We start from the raw sequence: 26,122 nt of genomic DNA on the forward strand, positions 1-26,122 counted from the left end.
GGAGTGCCCCACGAAAGCCGCAGCTCCCCGGTCCGACCAACGCTGCCGTCAACCACCTCCGTAGCAATCAGGGCGCAGGGCACGACACCTCCGTCCCAAAGCCCACCCGGGGGTTCGCTCTATACAAAAAGAGGGCCCATCTCTGGGTCCCCCGCCTGCCTGTAAGTCTCTATAAGCCATGTTTTGTTCCAGGTGGCCTCAGGCAGGTCACCCTTCAGTAATCATCTATCTCAGTATTTCTACTGCTTTGCCGTTGGTTCAATTCCCATGGTAAAGCGCCCCTACCAAAGTTTGGGTTACTCGCTCGCGGGGTTTACCGCGTTCCAATCCAACGGTTTCCCGTTGGCATCGTTTCTGTGGCACTTTCAAACGTACTGGCGCGTGGCCGAAGCTTTAGCGCGTTCCGCTGCCGTTACCGTTTGCACGGCACCCAGGCTTATTGGGCCTGGCACGAACACTACAGGCATCACAGCCTGTGCGGGCATGGACTTTCCTCAGCCTACCAAAGTAGACCGCGATTACTCGAGACTTACAGGTGCCGGCACTCTCCGTACCGGTAGCAATGCCTTAATTATTCTGGACGCTGACTGTTTGGTGTCGCGGCATGGGCCCCGCCATCACTCAGCTTGCTACCAAAGACGTGACGCTCCAAGTTGCTCAAGCGCTTGAGAATGTCGTAGTTCGTTGCCGCAACGTTTGCCTGTGGCGTTTGGGCAGCAACACCCTTTGACACGTTCAACTGCTTGGTCAGCTCGTCCACGCGACTAATTAGACGTGCATTTTCTTCTTTGCCCGACGTAATTTCCTTCTCAAAGGCTTCATAGTCCTTGATAATATCGTCGAGGAACGAATCAACTTCGTCCTGGTCGTAACCACGCATCTTACTCTTAAACTGCTTGTTCAAGATATCTTGTGGCGTATAGTGGACATTCATTTGTCCGTCATTCTGTGCATCCATCGTTCCACCCCGTTCATAATCAATCAGGCCATCAATAAGCTTATCATAAGCTACTCGTTTTGGGAACGGTCATTTTGCAGTTCCCCATATTCATTTGCGGCTTCCTGGAGGTCGTCCATCGTCGTCATGCGCACCGAATAATCGCTCCGTGCCGCCAAGCGACTGATGCGTTCGTAGTCGTACTGGGCCTTACCAGGAAACTCCGGATCGTAAACCATTAGCGCTAAATCAGTGTGCGTGCTCATAAAGTCACCGTATGCTACTAATTGGCGGGGGCTTGTATACGGTGTGGTGCCAACTGACGCCGTAAAGTCCACCCGCGCGCGTAACGCCGCCAACTGCGCTTGGCGTTCTTCCTTCCAGCGTCCGCCAAAGTCGGTGAAAGGGACCATCACGGCTACCCGTAACTGTGGGAAGTCTGCCTGCAGTTCAAGGCCAACCTCGGCCGACCATTGTTCCACTCCCGGCTGTCCACCTGTTATTATCCACTCTAACCCCTCGTCCAGTAATTGGGTGAGCTGGCTCTTTAAAGAATATTTAATGACGGTGACCTTGGGATCATTATCGTTGAATACGGATAATTCATACGCCCTGTATCCGGTGACCCACACGCGCTCACGCATACTGACTCTCCTTTGCCTCGTGGTCATAAACTTATTATAGCGCAAGCCGGCCGCTAATACTGGTAGTATTATGCCCTTTGTATGAAGAATTTTTGTTATAATCACCCTATGGAGTGTGAAGAACATGACGATACATTATCCCAATGGCGGTGCGTATAAACAACATGCGCTCGCAAAACCGGCAGCCCCCGCCACGATTTATGGTGGCCGCGGGATGACCCTTGAGGACGAGCTGAACGGGACCAACCAGTACTATTTGAGCACCGGTCGCGCCGTGGTGCATAAGAAGCCCACACCGATTCAAATTGTCAAAGTGGATTACCCCCAGCGCAGTAAGGCGGTCATTCGTGAGGGTTACTTTAAAACGCCCTCCACAACTGACTATAACGGGATTTATCGCGGGTATTACCTGGATTTCGAGGCCAAGGAAACCAAAAATAAAGCGAGTTTTCCCCTCAAAAACTTTCATCAGCATCAAGTCGACCACATGCGTGCTTGCCTGGTACAGAAAGGTATTTGCTTTGTGGTCATGCGTTTTGTGCGCTTAGAGCGTCTGTTCGTCTACCCCGCCTCCCCGCTCATTGCGGCTTGGGATGCTCAGGCTGATGGAGCCCGGAAGTCAATCACTTTGTCGACCATTGAGCATGACGGCTTTGAGCTCACCCCCAAGATTCAGCCCCGTGTTCCCTATCTAGATGGGGTTGACTGGTTAATTTCACAGAAAGTAGGTGCCACACGTGGCTAAACATGGCGAAGAAGAACCATCACGCATGTCGCGAAAGCGCGCAGAGCAACGACAAGCTAGTAGTAACAAGCCCAGTAATAAGAAGGGTTTTTCGTGGCGTCGGCTAATTAAGTGGATTGTCGGCGTGGTCGCAGTTTTATTCTTGCTGGGTGTCGGACTCTTTGCGTGGTATGCCAAGTCTGCTCCCGCCCTAGCTGAATCTAAGCTTAAGAGCGACGGTAGTTCGATTATTTACGCCGCTAACGGCGATGAAATCACCACGTTGGGGCTAGAAAACCGGGTATACGTTTCTAGTAGCAAGATACCCACGCAACTGAAGCAAGCTGTGGTTTCAATCGAGGACCGCCATTTTTACTCTGAGAAGCTTGGTATTGACCCGCTGCGCATCGCCCAAGCGGCTTTGTCTGACGTGACTAGCTCCGGTGATCTCCAGGGGGCCAGTACGCTCACGCAGCAGCTGGTCAAACTGTCTTACTTCTCAACCAAGGCTTCAGACCAGACCATCAAGCGTAAGGCCCAGGAAGCCTGGTTGGCATTTAAGGTGGAACGCAGCTACAGCAAATCCCAAATTTTGGAGTTCTACATTAATAAGGTGTACATGAATCACGGCCAATACGGTATGGCTACCGCGGCAAAGTACTACTATAACAAGTCACTTAGCCAGTTGACGCTGGCCCAGACCGCGTTTATTGCGGGGTTAGCGCAGGCACCATCGTCCTACGATCCAGTGGCGCACCCCGAAGCCGCTACGAACCGGCGTAACCAGGTAATTAACGCTATGCTACGGGACAAGGAAATTTCCTCTAGCGACGCAGCTAAGGCTAAGGCTACGAACATTGGCGATGGGTTGGTTTCACAGTCGTCAACAACCAAGAGCACCACAAAAACCGATAAGATTGTTGACAGCTACCTGACGGGCGTAATCAAAGAGGTCAAAAAGAAGACGGGCGAGAACCCCTACACTTCCGGGATGAAGATTTACACCAACCTCGATATGAACGCTCAAACCCGTCTGTACGATATTGTTAATAGTGACCAGTACGTGAACTTCCCGGACAATAAGTTCCAAACGGCCGTCACGATGACCGACCCGAATAACGGTGCGGTGCTTGCACAAATTGGTGGGCGCAAGACGGGTAACGTGCGCCTAGCGTACAACCGTGCTATTGCGAGTGACCGGTCCAACGGTTCGACAATGAAGCCAATTTTGGATTACGGTCCGGCCATTGAGTACCTGCAGGAGTCAACGGCCACGGTGCTGGATGATTCGGCGTACAACTACCCGGGCACCAATACGGCCGTTAACGACTGGGATAACCGTTATGACGGCAAAATGACCATGCGCAAAGCACTGGAGCAGTCGCGGAACATTCCAGCCGTGAAGACGCTGGCCAAAGTCGGGCTGAGTAAGGCCCTCACCTTTGCATCTGGGCTGGGCGTCAACTTGGCCAAGAACGAGCAGTACTACTCCGCGGCTATTGGTGCCAGCATGTCGACCCTGACTGAAGCCGGGGCATACGGCGCCTTTGCCAACGGTGGTACCTATTACAAACCGACCTATATCCGCAAAATTACGACGGCGGACGGCCTGACCACCAACTACGGTTCGACCGGGAAGCGCGCGATGTCAGGCTATACGGCGTACATGATTACGGATATGCTGAAGGGCGTGCTGACTAAGGGTACTGGGACGTCCGGGGCGATTTCCGGCCTCTACGCCGCGGCAAAGACCGGGACGACCGACTACTCCGACACGGTGATGGCCGAAAATCCTACTTTGAAGTATGAAGACGCCGTGAAGGACAGCTGGTTTACTGGGTACACTAAGCAACGCGTGGTTTCCGTTTGGACAGGGTACGATCAGTCCAGCAAGAACGGCGTAACCCCGTCCGAGGAAAAAATTGCGGCGTACATCTACAAGTACATGATGAGTTACGTGTACCAAAACCAGAACGTCTCCAATACCAACTGGACTAAGCCAGACACCGTATTGCGGAAAACCGTTTCGGTACTCGGTACCAAGAGTTCTGAGCTGTTCGTTAAGGGCAGCACGGCGGCAAGCAATTCTACCGACGTGAGCGACTCCCTGAGCTCGAGCTCCAGTAGCAAGTCCTCCTCGAGTTCCAGCAGTTCATCTAGTTCAAGTTCCAGCTCCAGTAGCTCGTCCAGTTCTAGCTCCAGTAGTAGTGAGTCGTCGTCGACATCCTCGTCTTCTAGCGCGGATTCTAACTCGACGGAATCAGCTTCGACGCCATCTAGTGGTTCGTCGGGGACGGCATCTGGTAGTAGTAGTAGCTCGGCGCAGCAATAACGCCCCAAATTGAAGTTCACCTCTTGGTCCGTTGCTAGACCAAGGAGGTGAACTTTTTTGTGCTGTGAGTAGGTTGATTTGTTGCAGGTTAACATAAGCAAAATTATCCACACTTATTGCTGCTACTCTACCCTCCCCGATAAAAAACGGTCGCCACTAACTACACCCGTTGTTGTGTGTTAGTGGCGACCGTTATCCGGAAAACTATTAAAACTATAGTTCGTTAAATTCCCGCTGCGCTTGCTTAATTGCCTGAACCGTACGCAGGTTGCGCTTTTCCCAGGTGATCAGGACCCGGTCCATATACTTAAGGGAGTACGCCTGGTTGAGCACCGCTTCGCGTAAGGCTAGTGCCACCACGTCGGGATCGTAGTGATCTTCGTTCATCCACGCCCTCACGGTTTGCTGTTCAATTGGTGTCAGCATGCGACCAAACTCGGTTTCAACCTGTTGTTGCAGATTGCGCACCGGATCAGCCTCTAAACCGCTCATGTTAGCCTGATTGTCAGCCGGTTGCTTGGCGGCAAGTAACTGCTTAACCAATGGTGTCGTATCGTACACGTCCAGCATCCGTCCTTGGGAGTCAGTGCTGGCACTGATAGTAATGGCGCCTTTGCTGACCAGGCTGGCGACGGCCCGGTTGAACTCGGTGCTGGTCATCTTGGTGCTCTGGGCCAGCTCCTGCAAGTTAGGTGCATCGTGGTGTTGCTGTAAGTGACGGTCAATGTACAGGTAAACCACCAATTCGTCCCGAGTGAGTGACGATGATGCGAACTCAGACCAAATAATGTCCGAGAAACTGAGGGTGCCCGCGGCTAATAGGTCGTCAATTGTCCCCATGTGTTTTCCCCCTTCTAACTGCAAATATTATGTCACTAAACCCACGTGGCCGCAAAGCAATTGCTATGCGGCCACGTGGGTACTCATTATTCATTACGGCTGCAAACGGTTTAGCATCCGTGGGAACGGAATCGTTTCCCGTAAGTGGTCCGACTTGCAAATCCATGTCAGGAACCGCTCAAGGCCCATACCAAAGCCGGAGTGCGGCACACTACCATATTCACGCAAATCGAGGTACCACTGGTAGTCCTCTTCATTGAGGCCTGCGTCCTTGATGGCCTTAGCGAGCTTATCGTAGTCAACTTCACGCTCCGAACCACCAATAATTTCCCCGTAGCCCTCTGGTGCAAGCAGGTCCGCACAAACATACACGTCGTCGCGGTCGGCGGCCGGCAGCATGTAGAACGGCTTGATGCTCTTCGGGTAGTTCAGAACAAAGACGGGCTGCTCAAACTGGTCGGACAAGTACGTTTCTTCTGGTGAGCCAAAGTCGTCGCCCCACTTAGTGTCGAAGCCGCCCTTTTGTAGCATGTCGATGGCCTCATCGTAGCTAATCCGTGGGAACGGTAGCTTGGTGAACTTCCGTAAATCTTCGGGGTCCCGGTCCAGTAACTTTAGGTCGTACTCACAGTTTTCAATAATCTTGGTAATGAGGTAAGACACGTACTTTTCTTGTACCACGAGGCTCTCGTCCTGGTGCATGAACGCCATCTCGGGTTCAATCATCCAGAACTCGGTCAAGTGACGCCGGGTCTTGCTCTTTTCAGCCCGGAACGTTGGCCCAAAACTGAACACTTTGCCAAACGCCATTGCCCCGGCCTCCATGTACAGCTGACCACTCTGGCTCAGGTAGGCGTCATGATCGAAGTAGTCGATGTGGAATAACTCCGTAGTCCCTTCTGGTGCGGAGCCCGTCAAAATTGGCGGGTCCATCTTGATGAACCCTTCCTGGTTGAAGAACTCGTACGTTGCGCGAATTACTTCGTTACGGATGTGCATAATCGCAAAGGGCCGGCGACTACGCAGCCACAGGTGCCGGTGGTCCAGCAGGAATTCGATTCCGTGTTCCTTAGGCGTGATGGGGTAATCCTCACTATCGCCGATTACCTCAATGCCTTGCACCTGAATTTCGTAGCCAAAGTGGCTCCGGGCGTCTTCGTGAATTTCACCAACCACCCAAAAGCTGGTCTCTTGGCGCAGTTCCTTTGCCTGCTGGAAAACTTCTTCACTCACGTCATTCTTGCGGACGACGCCCTGGAAGAACGCTGTACCGTCGCGAAGTTGCAGGAAGGCAATCTTGCCGCTGCTACGCTTGTCGGTGAGCCAAACGCCGATCTTGACGGTTTCGTTAACGTGCTGGGATGCTTCACTAATTGTAATCTGTTCTGGCATGTTGCTAATTTCTCCTAATCGTTTGCAGTATGTGGTGTGCTGGAACCCGTAACGAAGTCCGCAATCCGGTTGGCGGCTTCAAGGAGGCTATCCTTGGCGGCCGCGTAGCTAATGCGGATGTAGTTCGGATTACCAAAGGAACGGCCGGGTACTACGGCTACTCCAGTCTTTTCCAGTAAATCCATGGCAAAGGCGTCGGCGGAGTCGTACCCCAAATTGGTCACGGCGTCCTTCACGTTAATGAACAGGTAAAAGGCACCGGTAGGCTTTTCCTCTAACTTGAAGCCCGGAATTTGGTTGAACAGCGGGTAAATCGTGTTCAACCGGTCTTCAAACGCAAGCCGCATGGTTTCGGTGCTACTACCATCACTGTTAAACGCTGCAATGGCACCGTACTGACTGACCGCGGCGGGATTCCCCGTTGCGTGGCTACAAATTGTCGCCATGGCCTTGGCGACGGCAATCGGGGCGGCAGCGTAACCAATCCGCCAACCAGTCATGGCGTAGGACTTGGATACCCCGCCGATAAGGATGGTGTTGGCGCTGATAGTTGGATCGAGCGACAGCATTGATGGCGCGTCCTCACCATTATACGTTAGGTCGCTGTAGATCTCGTCACTGACAATCATGACGTCATGCCGGAGTGCCCAGTTACCAATGAGCGTTAATTCCTGGCGGGAGTAAATCGTCCCGCTCGGATTTTGCGGGCTGTTAATGATGAGGGCCTTAGTGTGCTGGTTGACGACCTGATCCAGGTCATCAACGGTCACCTTAAACCCGTTGCTTGCGGGTGCTGCCTGTGGGACGCCCCCCGCCAAACGGACCTGTTCGACGTAGGAGACCCACCCTGGTGTGGGTATGATGACCCCATCACCAGGATTCAGGATGGCGTTGAACAAGCAATAGAGGGCAAACTTGGCCCCGTCAGTCGCAATAATTTGGTTGGTATCGTAATGGTACCCCGTGCGGCGCTCGATATTGCCGCTGATGGCCGCACGCAGTTCTGGCAACCCGGTGGCTTGGGTGTAGAAGCTGGCCTGACCGGCGTTGATGCTGTCGATGGCGGCCTGTTCAATGAACTTGGGCGTCTCAAAATCGGGCTGGCCCATGGTCAAGTTAATGACGTCGGCCCCCGCCGCTTTGAGTTCATTGGTTTTCTGGCTCATGGCCAGGGTGGCACTAGGATTAACTTTGGCTAAGCGGTTAGAAACTTGCATAGAGCACCTCCAAATGATGGTTGCCCATCGTTATATGTTTTTGATTAACTCCACTTGCTTACCGGTTCGAAATGAATAAGTCACGTACCCCAAACGGCCCTGCTTGGTCTTGTACGCCACGTCCCACACCAGGTTTTTACCCTGGTAACGCAAAGAGGCGTTGAGTACCCGCTGCGGGTCCAGTTGCTTCCAGGCCTGACTGAGTGCCTCGTTGCGGGTCGTCCCCGCGCTCTGCCGCACGACGTGGACAGCCCCATTTTTCTGCTTGATGACCACGTACACGGCGTGACCACTACGCTGTCCGCCGACCGTGACGTAACTTGTATCGCGGGTATTCCACCAGAAACCGTTAATCTTGGTTACTTTGGCGGAACGGCGCGCAATGCTGTCAGCCTGGCTACGCAACTTATTGTACGGGTGCAGTGCCTGCTGGAAGAAAATGAGGATGGAAAGCACGACAACAATGACGCCAGCGATTAATGCCCACTTGTGCCAGCGGGCAGAACTACGATTGTGCATGAAAAATTCCTTTCACATCGATACCTAGCCGACCGTATTACTCTTTACTGGCTGGTTTCTGCTTGCGCCGGCGGGGGCGCCGCTTTTTTGGCGTTGACTCGCCAGTACCTTTACGGGTGGCAGTACCGTTAGTCTTGGCTTTGTCCTTGGCGGAACGCCGTGGTCGGCGGCCCGTTGAAGCCTTGTGTTCATCGAGCAACCGCTTGGCGGCGGCCTGCTCCGCTTCGTCCGGTGTTAGCCAGCGTTCCAACGCGTCAGGCATCGCGGACAGTGGCAGCAAGTCCGTCGTCACGGATGGCAACGACTTTTGCATCCCCCGCCCGTAATTGGTGCGGGTCAGCCGGTCGTCCAGTACGATGAATACACCACGATCACTCTCGCGCCGAATTAACCGGCCGAAACTCTGCCGTAAGCGTAACGTGGCCCGGGGTACGGCGTCCTGAACGAACGGGTCGGCACCACTAGCCTTTATATTATCATACCGTGCCTTGATTACGGGGTCGTTTGGCATATCAAAAGGTAATCTTGTTAAAATTACCGTCTCCAATTGTTTATCGGGATAATCAACGCCCTCAAAGAAGCTGGCGGCCCCCAGCAGGACACTGTTACGGCTGACGGCGAACCGCCGCGCAATTCGTGCCGCCGATCCGGTCACACCCTGAGCCAAAATTTCCTTACGGTCGGCAATAGGCCGCCGGTTGAGTCGTGCAAAGACGTTGCCGATGACCGTAAGTGAGTTAAACAAGACCAACGTTTGGTGCTCGTTGTCGGCAAGTTGCTCAATGGCGTTGGTCAGATAATCAGCGTACTGCTTGGCGTTCAGTTCATTAATGTGTGGTGCGTCCGCGGCAATCATAATGCGGGCCTGCTGCTTGTACTTGAACGGACTACGGAGTGTCATTACCTGCGATTCTGGTAGTGAACTATAACCTAACTGTCCGGTGAGGAACTGCGCGTCTTTGCGCACAGTCAGCGTACCACCAGTGAACACTGGGGCGGTGAACCGTTGCAACAATGACTGAATGTGGTCCCGAGCATCAAACACTCGCCAGTTAACGTTGAGACTGGTGAGATCATCCGGGTGTCGCAGCGTCAGGCTAGGCACGGCCACCTGCTGGTCCGTCAGCAGCGGCTGGTGCTCCGTCAGCGCGGCCATTGGGCGCAACTGCTCAGCCAGACCGGCCGCCACGTCCTCAAGGTGCTGGAAGGTTTTAATATCGCCGGTCAGGAAGTGGTTTTCGTTTTGCGTGTAGTCCGTTAACAGCGTTTCCGCAATCGTGAGAATCTGGTTGCCCAAGCCCGTCACGTCTTTGGCTACCGGCGTGAACCGGTCGATAATAGCCTGAATGTCCTCGTGACTCAGGTTGAGCTCCATGAAGCCGTTGTGTGGGCGCTGCTGGTGGGCAAAGTAGTGGTGGAAAAGTCGCGTCTGAATGCCGTCCACTAAACCGAGGGCCTTGTCCGTCGCCAGCTGCAGGCTACGTAACTGGTAACTCATAATTTGGTTGTCGGCGTATATAGCGGCCAAGCCCCGCGCGTCCGGGCCCCCAATAATCCGCTCAAACTGGTTGAGCGAGTAATGCAGCTTTTTCAGGTTGAGCCGGACCGTAAAGGCGTTGGCTGCGTTCTCAGCGAAGTGTTGTGCTTCGTCAACCACCAGAAATGGTTGGCCACTAAAAGCGTCGTCCGTGTAGTGCGCGGCTAGGTAGGCGTGGTTGGTCACCACGATGGCCGCGGCGTCGACCCGACGGAGGGCATTACGGTAAAAGTCCACTTTGTAGAACGGATTACTGTATTCCGTGCCAAAATTACCAGTATGCTGAATCCGGATGAAGAAGGCACTCTGCGTACTGGCTGTGTGCAGTTCGTCCAAATCCCCCGTCTTGGTGGTGGTGAGCCAGACGAGAATCTGCATCTGCAAAATGAGGCTAATGCCCTTGATCTCGTCGTCGTGGAGCGTCGTGGCAAACCTGTTCAAGTCAATGTAATGCCGGGGGCTTTTCAACGTGACGGCGTCCACCGGGTGGCCGACCAATAGTTCGACCAGCGGAATGGTTTCGTTCATGAGCTGACTTTGGAGCACCGTCGTCGACGTAGCCACCACCACTTTGTTATCTGGGGTGGCGACAAAACTATACGGTATCAAGTAACCTAACGACTTACCCAGCCCGGTGCCGGCCTCAATCACTAGCGGAACCTGTTCGTCAGTGGCGTTGCTAAATAGCCGGTCCATCATCCGGGCCTGAGCGTAACGGAAACGGAGGTGGTCCGCGCGCTTAATCATTTTACGCTTAGCGGCTTCCTTGAGCGGATATTCTTGGAGTCCGCGACCGGCCCGTGCGGCACGGCTTTGGCGTTCGGGTGCGGGGTTGGCAATCACTACACCCCGCTTTTGCAGGTAGTGTCCCGATAGTGGCTGCGCGTCACGGGCTAGGTATTGGAGGTACTTCCCCGTCTCCCGTAGCAACCCCTTACCTAACCGGGCCAGTTCCTGCTGGGTAGGTCCCGGCAATTGGCGGAAACGCCGGCTGAGTTCGATGAGCAGCTTGGCGGTGCTAACCGCGTCGCTATCGGCCTGGTGTGGATTACTGTGCTTAATGTTCAGCAAGTGGGTCAGGTCGGACAAGCGGTAACTGACCGAATTGGGCAATAGAATCTGGGCGAGCTGGACGGTATCCAGCGCGTCATTATCGAGGGTACGCAAACCAACCCGCTCGAACTCGGCGTTCAAAAACGGGTAGTCAAAGTTGACGTTGTGGGCCACAATCACCGTATCCGCCAACATCTGTTCCAGTGCCGGCGCAATTTCGTCAAAGTACGGTGCGGAAACTAGATCCTGCGGGTGGATGCCCGTTAACCGTTGGATAGCGACGGGAATGCGTGAGTCTGGATTAACCAGTTGGGAATAGGTCTGGATGACCTTGTGGTGTTGAATTAAAGCACAACCAATCTGAATAATCCGGTCACCGGCCTTGACGTCAGTACCAGTAGTTTCCAAATCAATTACTGCGTAGATGGTGTCTGCATCCATTTATTTATCACCTAAATTAAAAGGTCACGTAGTTAATGATCGTACCTACGTCAGCTTTTATTACTATTTCCATCATACGCCCCTTCTACGGGGAGTGCTACTACCGTGTTGGTTTCCAGTAGGACCAGCCGCAAACCGACCACCGGCTCCGGTTGAATTTGCCGTAGGGCCTGGGCGTAGAGCCTGAGCTGGCCGCTGTATCTTTGCACTACGGCGTCCTGATGGTGGCCGATATGGTCGGTTTTGTAATCGTACAGAATGACACCATCAGCGGTGGTCACAAAGCCGTCCATAATCCCGTGAACCAGGAGGTTTTGTTCGTCGTTACGCATGGCGGGAAAAACGTCCCCCGCCGGCATCAGCATGGCAAACGGCACTTCACGGTGCACGGTCGCGGGGGTCGCCAATAACGTTTGCCCCAAAGGCGTCGTAAAGAACGCCACCACGTGCTCAACGTTGACGTTGCGGGCCACTGGTGCGGTGATTAAGTTGCGGCTAACAAGGTCCTCAATGACGGTAGCAACGTAATCGGGCGTAATGGCCTGGTGTAGGTCCAAACTTTGTAGTACCTGGTGCGTGGCCGTCCCTACGGCGGCAGCAGTGGGCCGCTCATCCTCGCCCGCAGTCATGAACTTCGGCGTAGCAAACGTTTGGGTGAAACGGTGTGCGTCCTGCCCATCGGCGACCACCTGGTGGCCGCTTGATTGCGGGTCGGCGTGGAGTTCGGCCAATGAGGGGTCATCGAAGAGCCGCTTGATTTCGGATACCGCCTGAAAGCCAGTGGTTTGTGTCGCGGCGGTGTATGGGTACTGGTACTCAAACCATTGGTCGACGTCCACGGTGAGCGGCGGCTGCACGATCGGCGCGGCTGCAGTTTGACCGGTCACCGTGGCGGGATGGTTAATCCAGGATACTTGGAAGCTGGTGGCATCGCTCGTCAAAGCGGCGGTCGCCATGTCCTGCCCTGGATACTGGGGATGGCGGATGATACTACCACCAATCAGTGTCAGTAAGGAACTGGCCGTTAGCCGGTTGTAGGCGGGTAGTACTAGGGCGTCGGTGTTGGCCATGTCGCGCCAACTTTGCTCTAACTTTGCCTGTGTTTCACCGTATCCGACGACGAATAGTCGTTGTTCGGCCCGGGTCAAAGCGACGTAGAGAACCCGCAATGCTTCGGCCTGCTCGCGGGCATCGCGCTCCTGACGCACAAGTTCGTATTGCGGCAACGCTACCTGTACGCGGGTGTCCGGCTGTAACCACTGCACGCCAATTTGACCACCGGACAGGATGGCTTGACCACCGTGACTACCGCTACTGCGCAAACTCCGGCTGGCGTTCATTAGGAACACCACGGGAAACTGTAGGCCTTTGCTACCGTGAATCGTCATCAGGTGGACCGCGTTGGTATCCGGATCAATGGTGACCGGCGTGTCGAGGTCCTTGTCGCGTTGCTGCATTAATTCGATGAAGTGGACAAAGGCGAATAGTCCTTTAAAGCCGCCCTCCTCGTACGCGTGGGCCCGGTCATAAAGTGCCCGGAGGTTGGCTTGCCGCTGGGGGCCGCCCGGCATGCCACCAACAAAGTCAAGGTAGCCGGTTGTGTTGTAAATTGACCAAATAAGGTCAACGAGGCGGTTCCCGCGGGCCAACTCCCGGAAGCCGCGTAGCTGGTCGTTAAACCGGCTTAGCTTGCGGTAAGCACTGGTCGTCGTGCCGTCCGCGGTCGCTGCGTCGTACTGACGGACAAAGGCGTCGGTGGCCGCGTAGTACGGGGCGTTGCGGTCGGCCAACCGGACGACAGCTAGTTCATCCGCGGTCATCCCTACGATGGGAGACCGCAGCACCGCCACTAGCGGAATTTCCTGCAGTGGGTTATCCACGACTTTGAGCAACGACAGCATTACCTGCAACTCGGTGGTTTTGAAGTAGTTCTGGGCGTCATTAATCACGATGGGGATGCCCGCCGCCGTGAATTCTTCCTGAATCTGGAGGTTTTGGCTCCGCGTAGGCACTAGCAGCGTGATGTCCCGGTACTCGAGGTCGCGGTAGTCACCCTTTTTGCGGTCGTACAACCGCTTTTCGGGATGTGTCATTAGTGCGCGAATCCGGTCAATGACCGCGCGGACCTGGCCGACATCCTTGTCCAGATCTGCGTTGGCACCCTCTTCTGCGTCGCCGGGTACGTACATCAGTAGTTCCGTATCGGGGGCAAAGTCGGCGGGGATATCCGTCGCGCCCAGCAGCAATTCCTCACCGCCCTGGTAGTCAATATCGCCCACCTGGCGGTCCATAACCTGCCTGAAGATCAAGTTGGTGAAATCAATAATGTTGCGGGAGGACCGGAAGTTTTCGGCCAGGTTGATGCGTTCGCCCACTCCCATCTGCGCCGGGTCAACCTCGGGGTCACCACTCAAATTCTCACTCGGTGTGTAACGGGCATATTTGTCCAGGAACAATTGTGGTTCCGCCAGCCGGAATCCGTAGATACTTTGCTTGACGTCACCCACCATGAACCGGTTACCCACGCCATCCTGGGAGACTGCGTTTAAAATAGCCTCCTGCAGCGGGTTGGTGTCCTGGTACTCGTCCACGAGGACCTCGTCAAAGGCGTCACGGTAGATTTGCCCAACCGTAGCGCCACTATCTGGATCTGCCTGGCCCAAAATAACGCGGGCCGACTGTTCGATGTCGCCAAAGTCGAGCACGTGACGCCGTTGCTTTTCTGCCCAGTACGCCCCTTTGAATTCTAAGCAAACGTGGCTGAGCTCATCCACCAAGTCGTGCGCAGCGGTTAACGCGGGTTCCAGCTCGCTGGCACTCAGCGCGAACAGCGGGCCCAGGCTTTTGGTGAAAACATCCTTGGCTTGGTCGCGCAGTTCCTTGGCCGCGTTTTTGGTCTCCTTCGCGGCTTCATCGGCTACTTTGCCGCCCGGCCACCTGGGCCAATCGACGTCGTTAATCGCAGTTTGCACCGCCGTGTAATTTTCAGCTGGTAATGCCTGCGCGACAATCTCCGTCAGCGACCGCGTTTGAGCAACGTTATCCGCAACTTTGGCCAGTGCTGGCTCTGGTTCTAGGAGCTCGGCGGCCTGATTCAACAGGCGTTGTACCTGCTCCACAATCGGTCCGGCCGTACTGCGTAGCTGTTGCATGAGCGGTCCAGTGGCGGTCAGGTCATTACGATAGTTATCCGCCAGTCCCGCAATCCAGCCGTCAGGATCCGTGGTGGTTTGTGCATATTCATATACCCGCATGATCAGGTCCGCCAGCGGGTCATCGGAGCGGTCAGTCCCAAAGTTGGTGCTGAGCGCACGGAAGCGGTCGGCCTCGTCGGAACTGAAGAACACTTCGCGTAAATCGGACCAGACCCCCTCCTGAATCATGATGGCTTCGGTGGGGTCAGCGAGAATGCGGAACCCGGGATCCAGGTTAATGGTGTAGTAGTATTGCTGCACAATCTGCAGTGCAAAGGCATCGATGGTGCTGATGGGGGCGCTCGCCACTAGCCCAATTTGTTGCGCCAGGTGGTGGCGGGTCTCCTCGTCCATTTCCTGGCGATGGTTGGTAAGTTCTTGCTTGAGGGCGACCGTAATCCGGTCCTTCATTTCGGCTGCGGCTGCGTTGGTGAAAGTCACCACGAGTAAGCGGGTAACATCCTGCCCGTGGAGCACAGATTGGAGCACCCGTTCAACCAGCACGGTCGTCTTACCAGACCCCGCGGAAGCCGACACCAAAACGTTATGGCCGTGATGTGTGATTGCTGCTTTTTGACTTGCGGTAAAGTTTGCCAAGTGTTTTGCCCTACCCTTCTTGATTGTTAGACCGTTCCTGGGCGATTTTTGCTAGCACCGCTTCTAACGATAATGGCGTTAGTTGCCGGTACTGGTTATCCCGCAGAGTGGGGTCAAACTGCATGATCGCACTGTAGTCACTCATGGTGATGACGGTGGCCTTTTGGTCGGTGCGCGCTGGTGCTAGTTCCATGTGGCCCGCCAGGACGGCCTGGGCGGCAGCCACAATGAGTGCTTCGTTGTGGTGGATCAGGTCCACTAATTGTTCCGGGGTGACGGTCTTGTGATTATTTCCTAATTGGCCACTTTTCAGAAATCTGAACGGGAAAATATCCGACGAACCGGGCTGGTCCGGTGTGACTGTCGTGTCTAAGGCAGCCATCCCCGGCCCGTTCACCAGCAATCCGTCCATTTTGAACGCGGCGGCCAGGCTCTTCTGCTTATCCCGTGAGTACTTGAGCCGCGGGTTTTGTAGGTGCATAAACACCCCTGCTGCGGGGGCCAGTCGCGGTTCATAGCCACGGAGCACCGCGTCGATATACGTGAGCATCTGCATGCCCAAACCGTAGTACGCATCCTCAGCGCTAAAGCTATGGGTGCTGGACTTGTAGTCCACCACCACGAAACCGCCCTGATCACCGGTAGTGACGGTATCTAGCCTGTCAATCCGTCCCCGGACGAGCACGGATTGTTGATCAGGCAAGTCCAACTGGATGGCCGGCAGGTTGTGCGGCTTACCGGGAAAGCCAAAAGTGAGCTCGGTATTGTGCACCTTGAAGCCTGATTGCCGTTGCTCGTTACGGACGGCCCGGGCCGACTGGGTCAGCAACGCCGTCAGTAAGTCCCGAATGAATAGCATTCGCTTACTGCTGGTCAGAACTTCAAAGCCTGGTTCCGTACTCTTATCGGCAACTAACTGTTGCACCAGCTGGTCGAGCTCGGCGTCGGATAGGTTTTCAATACCACCTTTGTCCGCCGCCTGCCGGTTCAACTCGTCAAGGACGGCGTGGAACAACGTACCGGTATCTGCCGGGGTCAACGCGAATTCTGGCCGTGGTGCGAGCGCAAGGCCATATTTAAGGAAGTATTCGTAAGGATTCCGGTAGAACGATTCTAGCCGGGAAATGGACACCTCTAAATGGTTACCGTACAGTGCGTGTGCCAGTTGTGGGGCGAGTTCCCCCACCGAGTTGGTGTAGTCCAGACTGGACATCAGGGTATGCGTCAGCGCCGGTAAACCGTGGTTACTAATTGACCGTAGCGTGTTGGTCCAGGCCGGACTAATAGCGTTGTTAGTGTCTTTGAGTTGGCGGGCGACGCGAATTGCGTCACTGAGCGTGCTGCGTGGAGTGCCGAGCAAAGTGTCTACGGGCGTTGTTGGAGTGGCGTCCTGCCAGATAGTCCAAGGTAGACGGCCGGCGTTTTGGATGCCCAACGTATATGGCGACGGGTCGTTGTCCCCGTCACTGTGGACCGGGTAACTGAGGGTTAATTGCTGAGTACCCTCAACGAATGCGAGGTAGTTTAAGAATGGCTCCGTCAGGGCAGTATCCGCTCCGGCATCGGGTAGAAAGGTTCCCTCGGGTAAGTATGGTGCCAAAACGTGTCGGTCGTCACTGGTTAACAGGTTGCGGTCCGTAATGGCGTCCGGCATGGCGGTACTCGTTGCACCAATAATGTAGACGTACCGTGCCTTTTGCAGGCGGGCCAAACCAGTTTCTGAAATTGTGACCTGGTCCAGCGTGGATGGAATCTGGGTGTACGTGGCGTTGGCGAACCCCGCGTCGATCATGTCGTTGAACTGGTCCACGGTGGCCGGTTCTGTGCCCCACGTGTCCACAAAGTCGTCCAAAATATCGCACAACACTTGCCAGGCCTGCTCCCCGGCTTGAGCATCGACCAAGTTACCCGCATCGTTATTGGCGTCCCGCCAGCTGGTGAGTTGGTTGATGACGCCACTTTGGTTCAAGAACTGGTACAAAGCCGTTGCCATTTCCCGCCCCGTCTTTGCTTGGTGTAGCTGGTGGAAAAACGGCGGAATGGTGGTGGCTACTAAATCCTTGATGGTATTAATGAGTTGCGTGTTGACGCTATCCGCCTCACTCACCTGAGCATCATCGCGTTCGGGATCTGGGTGCACCCGGTAGTACTGCCACGGTTTGGGACTAACCCATTGTGAGCCGTACATACCGGTTCGTAGAATGTGGTTTTCCGTCACGTCAAGCGCGTGCCGAAAATCCGCAGCGTCCATATTCGCCGGCACCAGGAGTTCAGTCCGTAAAAGTTGCAGCGTATTTTGATAATCGTAGTTATGGGCCAGCATGCCGAATAAGCTGTCCACAAACACTATTAATGGGTGGTTCGTCATTGCGCGCTCATGGTCGACGAAGACGGGAAGCTCGAATTCATTGGCAACCGCGTCCACGATGGTTTCGTACGGTTTCAAGTGCCGGGCAACAATCAGAAAGTCGCCGTAACGGGCCCCGTCACGCTGAACATGTTGACGAATTGACCGGGCAACGGATCGTAGCTCGGTATAGGGATCGCTCGCCTTCACTAAATCAACACCGGCAAAGTCGAGGTGTTCCGGCACTTCGCGCAGGGCCGTGGCGTTAATCCAGTAGCGTTCAACTGACTGAATTCCCACCGCCACTTTGCGGGCCGGGGCAAATGAATCATGCTGGATGGCTACATCGTTGGTACGTGCCTGTTGGTACAACCGGTAATAGAGCCGCTTACCCGGGAAGAATAAGTCGGGTGCGGCCGGCTGAGTCGTTGCCGGTCGGTCGGTCGTAATGGCCACGTGTACCGCAGCAGCGCGCGTCATGAGCTCGGTGACGATGGCTTCCTCGCGGGCGGCTAGGACGTTAAAGTGACTAATAAAAACGTAGGTGTTGGTTAAGTCCTGCTTGTGCAGGTAGTCGGCTAGTGCTTGTAGAAGGTCGGCGTTACTCGTGGTGTTAACGGTATCCGCCTCGTAATAGCGCAAGATGGTTGCTAGGTCCCGCAACTTTGGCAAGTGGCGGTCGTTATCCGGCATGGTTGCGAGCGCGGCGTCGAGGTCCGCCGCGGTGACGCCACCCATCTGGAGTTCACTGAGTTGCTGTACCAGCCGGGCCGTAAAGCCCTGGTGAGTGCGTTCGCCAGCAAAGACACGCAGTTCGTCCTCATGGTCCCGCATAATTTTGGCAATCCGCATTCCGGCGGCAGCGGGAGTGAGGCGCGCCTGCTGGTAGATCGCAGTGTTGTTCAGGTAGTACCACGCAAGGCGCGAGAAGCTCATTACTTGCAGGCGACTCTGGGCAAAGATGTGGTCATCCGGCCGTAACTGCTGGTGGAGTGCGGCAAGCACCTGCACTTCGGATTCGAATTTAATGTGGTTAGGCACCAGGTATAGCACGTCAGCGTCAGGATGCGCGCGCAACGTGGCGGCAACCTGATCAATGAGTGCGCGGTCGTGGTCCGCGGTGGCGGGACCGAGAATGAAATGTAGACCCATGCGTGCTACCTCCAATGGCTGGCTTATGTAGTCCGTCTGTCCCGTTAATGTTACAACGTTTGCCCTACCGTTGTCAGGGGTTGACACGGGGTGAATTTACTTTTCTGGTGCTGTGGTGGTAAATGCACTTTGTATGTGGGGCGGCAGCAATCAATGTGCACTATAGTTTTATGGAGGCTGATCATTGTGGTCAGTCACATAATGTGTCCAGTGCCGGGCTAAGTTAATTTACGGTACAGTTACCTGGCCCTTATTTGGATAGTTTGTGTACCTTTACGCAGATTAGTTAAAATGGCCCGGCATTACAGGTTACTAGTTGTCGAAAATTTAGACAGTTGATCACTGTGTTGATTGCGGCGTTGTGTAGTCAGGGGTATGGGGGCTGGCGGCCGCTGTTTGGGGGCATTGAATTGCCGCAGTAGGAGCCAAAGGCGACGTACTGCGCGACGATTTCTGAAACTGGCCGGTGGGTTTGCGGACAGTTTCAGAATCGCGCCGGAAACGTGCCTGGGTTTGGCACGTTGTAGGCTTCGCCTTGGCAGCGGTCGCCAGCCCCCGTACCCCTGACGGAGCAACGCCGCAATCAACGCCACTTGGCTGGGGCGACTTATGCTCTACTTACTAACCGGTCTGCTGCCATAAACGAGCTCCGCAGACCAGTAAGTGCCGCATAAGCCACCCCAGCCAACCGGCCGAGTGCGGGCCACTTGGCTGAGGTGACTTATGCTCTACTTACTAACCGGTCTGCTGCGCTCTCTGCTATAATATACCCCAGATACCAACCAAGAACGGAGTGAATCATTTTGCACACAGGCACCGGAACAAGCCACGCAAAAATAATTATGATTGGGGAACACGCGGTCGTCTTTGGTGAGCCCGCCATTGCCCTTCCCATCCCCACCATTCGGTTACGGGCCACCGTCACCCCCGCTGAACACGGCCAGTCCGTCACCTCGGCGTTCTATAACGGCTCCCTCACCGACGCAATCGACACCAACTTTAGCGGGATTGCCACACTCGTACGGCAACTACTCCGAAACTTTGAGGCGTCGGATCAGCCCCTCACGCTCGACATCGTCAGCGACCTACCGCCCGAACGCGGCATGGGTTCCAGCGCCGCCACCGCCATCGCTATCGTGCGCACTTTCTACGACGCCTTTGGCCAAGATATCGACCGCCCCACCGTTTTGCGCTGGGCCGACGTGAGCGAACGAATTATTCACGGTAATCCGAGCGGCATCGACGCCGCCACCACTAGTGCCGACCATCCGCAATGGATTATTAAGGGGCAAGCCCCCCGGCCAATTGCTTCGCTTAACCGTGGTGTTCTGGTGATTGCAGATTCGGGTATCCAGGGCCAAACGCGCGCGGCCGTTACCGCCGTTACGCGCTTTCGCGAACAGGATCCCGAGGCGGCTAACGCAGCGATTCACGCCCTGGGTCAATTGACCCGTCAGGCCGCCGTCACCATCACGAACCAGGACGTAGTTGAACTGGGACGCATTATGGGCACGGCGCAAGAGTATTTGGCCCAGCTGGGGGTCAGCACTCCCGTTTTGGAGCGGCTGATCACTGTCGCAAATGGTGCGGGTAGCTTGGGCACAAAGTTGACTGGCGGTGGTATGGGTGGATGCATCATTGCCATGGCACCCGATTTAGGTACGGCCAACCACATTGCGCAACAGCTTCAGTTGGCCGGTGCCCCACAAACGTGGATCCACAACTTTGCCGTACAGTCAGCCAGGGGGGAAAAGCATGCTTAAAGTAACTGCCCGTGCGCATACCAATATTGCACTCATTAAATACTGGGGCAAAGCCGACCCCGAGTTAATGCTACCGGCAAATAGTAGCGTTTCCCTGACGCTGGACCAATTTTACGCCGACACTACCGTGAGTTTTGCTGCGGAGACCGGCAACGACACCTTTGTTCTCGATGGGGTCAAGCAAAGTCCAGCCGCAACTCAACGGATTCATCAGTTTCTCGACCTAGTCCGGGCCCGGACGGGTGTGCGCGGGTCCGCTACTGTGCGGTCCGTCAACCACGTGCCGAACGCAGCCGGCCTGGCTAGCTCGTCCTCCGCCTTTGCGGCGCTGGCACTCGCTGCAACCCGGGCTGCCGGTGCCGAGCTATCACCCCGCGAACTATCCCGCCTCGCCCGTCGCGGGTCTGGTTCGGCCACGCGGTCGATTTTTGGTGGCACCGCTATTTGGCATAAGGGTCACGACGACGATAGTAGTTTTGCCGAGCCCGTACCAACCGCGCCATCGCTGTCTTTGCGCATGGTCGCCATCCTAATTGACGACCGTCAGAAGGACGTGTCGTCCCGCGACGGTATGGCCCGAACGGTAGCGACCTCGCCGTACTTCCCCGTCTTTGCTGCCACGGCTGAACACGACGCCCCAGCGATGGTGGCCGCACTGGCCCAGGGTGATATGGAGCAAATCGGCCAGTTCACTGAGCGTAGTGCCATGATGATGCACGGTGCTAACATGGCTGCCGAGCCCCCCTTCACCTACTTTGCACCGGCGACCCTTACCGCGTGGGCGGCCGTCCGGGCGGTTCGGGACGCGGGACTGCCCGCTTACGCCACCATGGACGCGGGGCCGAACGTCAAAGTATTAACTGACGCCACGCATGTTGACGCGGTGGTTGCCGCGCTGCACGCGCAACTCGATAACGAACTGGTCGTGTGTGCGCCGGGACCGGCAGCCAGCGTAATTGACACCACGGAATAATGAGGTAAGCAAAATGCAATCTGTACAATCACACCGCAAGGACGAGCACGTGTTCCTAGCCGAAAAATTCTTTCAAGAACATGCCACCGCTGGGTTTGGCGACGTACGCTTCATCCGTCCGGCACTACCCGAATTGGCGGTAGATGACGTTGACATTCGCCAAAATATTGCCGGGCAACAGTGGCAATGGCCGGTGTTGATTAACGCCATGACTGGTGGCTCCCCCGCCACCGGTAAGATTAACGCGGAACTGGGCACAATAGCTGCCCGTACCGGGTTGGCGGTGGCGAGTGGCAGTGAATCCATTCTAGCGTCCGAACCGGATCAAGCGGCCACCTTTACCCCATTGCGTGCAGCCAACCCGGACGGAATAGTGATTGCTAACGTGGGCGCGGATAAAAGTCCGGCGGTTGCGCAGCAGGCAGTGAACGCTTTGGGGGCGAACATGCTGGAGGTACACCTCAACGCCGTGCAGGAATTGGTCATGCCAGAGGGTGGCCGCGAGTTTTATTGGATCAACAACATTGCACGGATTCAGGCTGCAGTGTCCGTGCCGGTGATTGTCAAAGAAGTTGGCGCCGGCATGCGCAGCGATGACTTTGCTCGACTCAGCCGCCTGGGCGTTCCTTTTGTCGACGTTGGCGGTCGGGGCGGTACCGACTTTGCCCAAATTGAAAACGTGCGGAGCCATCAGCAACATGCTGGTGACTTTACCGACTTGTTTACGTTTGGTCAAACCACCGTCGAGTCGCTGTTAGAGGCCCAAAGCGATGATGCCGACACCCTGCAGTTGTGGGCAACCGGCGGAATACGCTCGGCACTCGATGTGGTGGTGGCGCTTCGCTTGGGTGCGCAGGTCGTGGGGATCGCGGGACTGGTGCTACACTGGCTCACGCGTGGTGATTTGGACACGACGGTCACTCGTCTCCAGCAACTGCTAACGGAGGTCCGGGGCATCATGGCGTTACTGGGCGCGCGTAATCTAACCGAGTTGCGGACGGTGCCCGTGGTGTTGAGTCCGACTTTGCGTAACTACATTGAACAGCGCGGGCTGACCATGCCCTAAAAGATGAGCAAGTAAAAGGCACCCAGCGTTAGTGAACATCCCTTATTGAGATGTACATTAACGCTGGGTGCCTTTTTGACGTGGGTTAAACCCGCAGCCCCTTGGGTACCAAGTTTTTAACGGTACCGTTCACCAGGTGGCCCAAGGCAAAACCCTTACCCTGGTTAGTAATCAAAGCAAAGTGGCGGCCATCGATATCTGGGCGCCGCACCGTTTCGCCATGGCGATAACGTCCGAATTCTGCGTCCGTTAACTCAACGGTTGTATGGAAACTAGCCGGTGGCAGCGCCGTCGCCAAGCTATGACTTGGGACGAACCGCCGCTTCTTAAACTCGCCTAACTGTAACCCAGGATGCGTGACACGTACCCCTTTGAGGCGGGGTAAATCGTGCGGCATAGCGTACAGGTAGTCGCCAAAGACGGCTAGGTCGCCGGTCACAGCGTCTGCCACGAGCGTGTAGTCTGCAAAATCCGACCACAGCGTCCGCTGCTCAGCGGTGGGCGTCTGCAGGCGGTTACGACCGGGCACGTGTTCTGGCAACTTTCCTGGACGCTGGAGCCGAGCAACAAAGTGCCCCTCACCACGATGACTTTGTGGCCAAAGACGGCCAGCACCAGCAATTGCCGGATTACCATCAGCCCACTCTGGCCGTGCGGGTGCTAGAACCCCAGCGTGGTCAAGCGGCACGACTGCCAGATCGGTGTTGTCGAGGAGCCAAGCCACAATTTGTTCATCCTCTTCGGGTGCAAAGGTGCAGGTGGAATAGACTAACGTGCCGCCGGGAGCCAACATTTTGAATGCTGCCGCGACGATATCGCGTTGGCGGGCAGCACACTCGTCATTGTACGTCGGCGTCCAGTATTGGACGGCATCGTGGTCCTTCCGGAACATTCCTTCGCCCGAACACGGTGCGTCAACCAAAATCATGTCAAACGTCTCGGGCCACGCCTTTGCTAACGTGTCCGGATCGTTGTTAGTGACAATGGCGTTGGCCACCCCAAACCGCTCGAGGTTACTGCTCAGGACCCGGGCCCGACCAGCGTTGATTTCGTTGCTGACCAGCAAGCCTTGACCGCGCATTGCACTCGCCAGGTGCGTGGATTTGCCCCCTGGAGCCGCACATAAGTCTAGCACTCGCATGCCGGGCTGGGGAGATGCCACTGCCCCCACCATCTGCGCACTCGGTTCCTGACTGTAGACGTACCCGCTGACGTGGTCAACGGCGTTACCATCAACTTTGCCGTAATAGCCCCATTCTGAATACGGAATGGGCTCGCTCAGGCTTAAGTTAACGTCAGTCGGGTCCGGCCGTAACGGGTTTACGCGAAAACCGGATGTCGCCGGTTCATCAAAGGTGGCGAGGAAACCGTCCGCCTCCGCCCCTAAAAGACGTCGATATTTATCTGCAAAGCCATCAGGTAATTTCACGCGAACGTTCCTTTCGTCTCAATTGCCAGAACATTAATAGTTGGTTCGCCACGATAAAGATTGCTAGCATGACGATAGCACTGCCGACCAAGCGCACATGGTTAGTGATGTAGAGTCGCCACCACGCAATACCAGTGCCGATAGCGATTGCAATAATAGCACCAGGGAGGTAGCTGCCCGCCATGCTAAAGATGTAGTGGTTTCGCAGTGGTCGGTCCACCCCCGCCACTTTGATTGCAGGAGTCAGCCAAACGTTAATCGCCGCCACGATAACCAAACCAATTGCCAGTAAGATTAAGTAGGTAAAGAATGCGCCTAAGTGCTTATCACGAGTACTGTTGACCTGGGTTTTGGCGTTGGCGAGGTGCTTGTACGAGTGTGCACCCAGGATTCGTTTTAGGGTCGAATTAACCGTCGTCCAGTCGTCCGTATCCGCCAAAACCTCCACGTGTTTTAGTTCGGGGTTGTAGGTGGTACCCTGCGCGGACGCGTTGATGAAAATATGGTTGTTGAGTCGCGGACTCGCATCGCTCCCGGTAACACCAATCACGGATAGGTATTGCCCGTTCACCTGGAGGTATTTTTGGTTACTCCCAACGTACAGGTTTTCCGCGGCGGTGCGGCCAACAACAGCCACCGGAATGGTTGAATTATAGTCGGCCGCGCTGAAAAACTGTCCGGAATCCAGCGGCAGTTTTTGCACACTCCCCTTTTCGTAAATATACGAAGTGGTTTTGTTCACCCCAAACTGTACCTGAAGGTCATCAACTGTATCATCATTGGCTAATGCCGCGACGACATCACTAATGCGCTTGGTGCTCTTGGTCGGGTAGACTCTGGCCGTAGCGGACAGCCCACCATGATCCAAGATGTCTGCGTACTCTGATTGGTCGCGTAGACTCCATATCAGGCCGGCACCAATGGCAAGCAATATTAGTAGTACGTTAACCACGGTGTGTCTTAGCAAGACCACGCCCCCCTATCAATAAAAATAATGCTTACGATACTAGATAAATCTTATCGTTCACTCCGTCAAATTGGCGGTGATGTCGGTTCAACGCCAACAAGCGTCGATCCGGGCGGCGATGTGCCATCGTCCAGAATAGTTCACTATTGGTGAGTCCGTTACGTTCACCGATGCAGAAAATCTGTAGGTGTGGGAAGTAAGTCCGGACTTGTTGCAGGAGTGCCGCGTCGTTGGGATCCTTGTCGGGCATCCACGACATAATAATTGCATCGACTTGGTTACCATACTCCCACACCGCTGCGCTGGCACCCATTGGCAGGACCTCCGTCCAGGGTGCACGCCCCGTGGCGTTCTCCCCGGTCCAGCTCAACGTATCGGTACAAATGACGCTGGCCCCACGCTCCCGGAGCCCAAAGCTAATGAGCCCGTTACCCGCACCCACTTCAAGGTAGCGGTAACCCGGAAAGGTGGCGACCCACGTGTCCATGAGGTCGGCGGTAATCATCGCCCACACGCCAAAGTGGTAGGCGATATACCAGCGAAAGTGTTCCAGCATGTGGCTGGCTGCACGCAAATCACGTGCCTCGTTTGCGTGACGGAATAACCATTGGTCGGCACTCAACCCTAGTCGCGGCAAGTTATCCGCGGGCAATTCGTGACGTTGAATAGCGTCGCGTGCTGCCTGGCATGCCTGCCATTGTTGCTGTAGCGCGGTGATTTGGGGATAACGTGCCACGATTGCGCGCAAACGGGCCCAATATTCCATGCGTCTACTGTTCGTCGGACTTCAGTACGCCACCCACCGCATAACGGTCCTTGGCCATTTCGTTGAGCACCACGTGCACGTGTTCAGCCGGAGCACCAGTATTCTTAACGATAGCGTCCGTTACGTCCTTAACCATCTGCTTCAGTTGTTCCTGACTCCGACCGGCAACCAGTTCAATATGTACTAATGGCATTGTTAATTCCTCCGCGGGGGTCATGTTGACCCCAATTTA

General features: G+C 55.4%; 18 protein-coding genes and 1 other RNA gene. 5 read left to right on the forward strand and 14 right to left on the reverse strand.

All coding sequences use genetic code 11. The annotated features are described in order from the left end of the window. Window positions 1–167: 167 nt before the first annotated feature. The 3 genes from rnpB to LPA02S_RS01735 form a co-directional block, all read right to left on the reverse strand. Window positions 168–530: RNase P RNA component class B (gene rnpB / locus LPA02S_RS01725), an RNA gene on the reverse strand. Between the two features lie 41 nt (window positions 531–571). Further along, window positions 572–958 (reverse strand): cell division regulator GpsB, encoded by a 387-nt coding sequence (gpsB, locus tag LPA02S_RS01730; protein WP_054651308.1) that lies wholly within the window; start codon window positions 956–958, stop codon window positions 572–574. Window positions 959–1,008: 50 nt separating this feature from the next. Continuing rightward, window positions 1,009–1,581 carry an SLOG family protein gene (locus tag LPA02S_RS01735; protein WP_054651306.1) on the reverse strand — a complete coding sequence of 191 codons (573 nt, stop codon included), beginning with the start codon at window positions 1,579–1,581 and terminating at the stop codon, window positions 1,009–1,011. Window positions 1,582–1,705: 124 nt separating this feature from the next. Here LPA02S_RS01735 and recU point away from each other — a divergent pair, with 124 nt between their 5' ends. Then, a complete protein-coding gene (gene recU / locus LPA02S_RS01740; RefSeq protein WP_054651304.1) occupies window positions 1,706–2,326 on the forward strand; it encodes a Holliday junction resolvase RecU in 621 nt (206 codons plus the stop codon). A 25-nt stretch (window positions 2,327–2,351) separates the two neighbouring features. Then, a complete protein-coding gene (locus LPA02S_RS01745; protein ID WP_056956904.1) occupies window positions 2,352–4,637 on the forward strand; it encodes a PBP1A family penicillin-binding protein in 2,286 nt (761 codons plus the stop codon). Between the two features lie 213 nt (window positions 4,638–4,850). On the opposite strand, the gene LPA02S_RS01750 is transcribed toward LPA02S_RS01745, so the two are convergent. The 7 genes from LPA02S_RS01750 to LPA02S_RS01780 form a co-directional block, all read right to left on the reverse strand. Beyond that, a complete protein-coding gene (locus LPA02S_RS01750) occupies window positions 4,851–5,477 on the reverse strand; it encodes a DnaD domain-containing protein (protein ID WP_054651302.1) in 627 nt (208 codons plus the stop codon). Between the two features lie 93 nt (window positions 5,478–5,570). Then, window positions 5,571–6,869, reverse strand: coding sequence for an asparagine--tRNA ligase (gene asnS, locus LPA02S_RS01755; protein ID WP_054651300.1), 1,299 nt, complete (start codon window positions 6,867–6,869; stop codon window positions 5,571–5,573). A gap of 14 nt (window positions 6,870–6,883) precedes the next feature. Continuing rightward, on the reverse strand, window positions 6,884–8,086 hold the full coding sequence (locus tag LPA02S_RS01760) for a pyridoxal phosphate-dependent aminotransferase (protein WP_056956902.1): 1,203 nt from the start codon (window positions 8,084–8,086) through the stop codon (window positions 6,884–6,886). A 30-nt stretch (window positions 8,087–8,116) separates the two neighbouring features. Then, complete coding sequence (locus LPA02S_RS01765; protein ID WP_054651298.1) at window positions 8,117–8,605, reverse strand: hypothetical protein; 489 nt, start codon at window positions 8,603–8,605, stop codon at window positions 8,117–8,119. 37 nt (window positions 8,606–8,642) lie between these two features. After that, window positions 8,643–11,636: a helicase C-terminal domain-containing protein gene (locus LPA02S_RS01770; protein WP_082607925.1), complete on the reverse strand. Its 2,994-nt coding sequence runs from the start codon at window positions 11,634–11,636 to the stop codon at window positions 8,643–8,645. A gap of 50 nt (window positions 11,637–11,686) precedes the next feature. Beyond that, window positions 11,687–15,427 carry a helicase-exonuclease AddAB subunit AddA gene (gene addA / locus LPA02S_RS01775; RefSeq protein WP_056956900.1) on the reverse strand — a complete coding sequence of 1,247 codons (3,741 nt, stop codon included), beginning with the start codon at window positions 15,425–15,427 and terminating at the stop codon, window positions 11,687–11,689. 10 nt (window positions 15,428–15,437) lie between these two features. Further along, entirely contained in the window at window positions 15,438–18,926 is a 3,489-nt protein-coding gene (locus tag LPA02S_RS01780; protein ID WP_056956899.1) for a PD-(D/E)XK nuclease family protein, read from the reverse strand. Window positions 18,927–19,729: 803 nt separating this feature from the next. Between LPA02S_RS01780 and mvk the strand changes: the two genes are divergently transcribed. The 3 genes from mvk to fni are packed head-to-tail and all read left to right on the forward strand — an operon-like array spanning window position 19,730 to window position 22,728. After that, entirely contained in the window at window positions 19,730–20,689 is a 960-nt protein-coding gene (gene mvk / locus LPA02S_RS01785; RefSeq protein WP_156302207.1) for a mevalonate kinase, read from the forward strand. Then, on the forward strand, window positions 20,682–21,662 hold the full coding sequence (gene mvaD, locus LPA02S_RS01790; protein WP_056956897.1) for a diphosphomevalonate decarboxylase: 981 nt from the start codon (window positions 20,682–20,684) through the stop codon (window positions 21,660–21,662). Before mvk ends, mvaD begins: the two co-directional genes overlap by 8 nt. Window positions 21,663–21,675: 13 nt before the next feature. Beyond that, window positions 21,676–22,728, forward strand: a complete 1,053-nt coding sequence (gene fni / locus LPA02S_RS01795; RefSeq protein WP_056956895.1) for a type 2 isopentenyl-diphosphate Delta-isomerase — start codon at window positions 21,676–21,678, stop codon at window positions 22,726–22,728. Between the two features lie 85 nt (window positions 22,729–22,813). Here fni and LPA02S_RS01800 read toward each other — a convergent pair whose 3' ends face one another. The 4 genes from LPA02S_RS01800 to thmT are packed head-to-tail and all read right to left on the reverse strand — an operon-like array spanning window position 22,814 to window position 26,083. Continuing rightward, entirely contained in the window at window positions 22,814–24,157 is a 1,344-nt protein-coding gene (locus tag LPA02S_RS01800) for an RsmB/NOP family class I SAM-dependent RNA methyltransferase (RefSeq protein WP_056956893.1), read from the reverse strand. Continuing rightward, window positions 24,144–25,124: an ABC transporter permease gene (locus LPA02S_RS01805; RefSeq protein ID WP_054651084.1), complete on the reverse strand. Its 981-nt coding sequence runs from the start codon at window positions 25,122–25,124 to the stop codon at window positions 24,144–24,146. The genes LPA02S_RS01800 and LPA02S_RS01805 overlap by 14 nt, the downstream gene beginning before the upstream one ends. A gap of 31 nt (window positions 25,125–25,155) precedes the next feature. Beyond that, window positions 25,156–25,890 (reverse strand): class I SAM-dependent methyltransferase, encoded by a 735-nt coding sequence (locus LPA02S_RS01810; RefSeq protein ID WP_056956888.1) that lies wholly within the window; start codon window positions 25,888–25,890, stop codon window positions 25,156–25,158. A gap of 4 nt (window positions 25,891–25,894) precedes the next feature. Beyond that, window positions 25,895–26,083: a 2-hydroxymuconate tautomerase gene (gene thmT / locus LPA02S_RS01815; RefSeq protein WP_054651089.1), complete on the reverse strand. Its 189-nt coding sequence runs from the start codon at window positions 26,081–26,083 to the stop codon at window positions 25,895–25,897. Window positions 26,084–26,122: the final 39 nt, after the last annotated feature.

Source organism: Lacticaseibacillus pantheris DSM 15945 = JCM 12539 = NBRC 106106, assembly GCF_001591865.1.
Lineage (GTDB): Bacteria > Bacillota > Bacilli > Lactobacillales > Lactobacillaceae > Lacticaseibacillus > Lacticaseibacillus pantheris.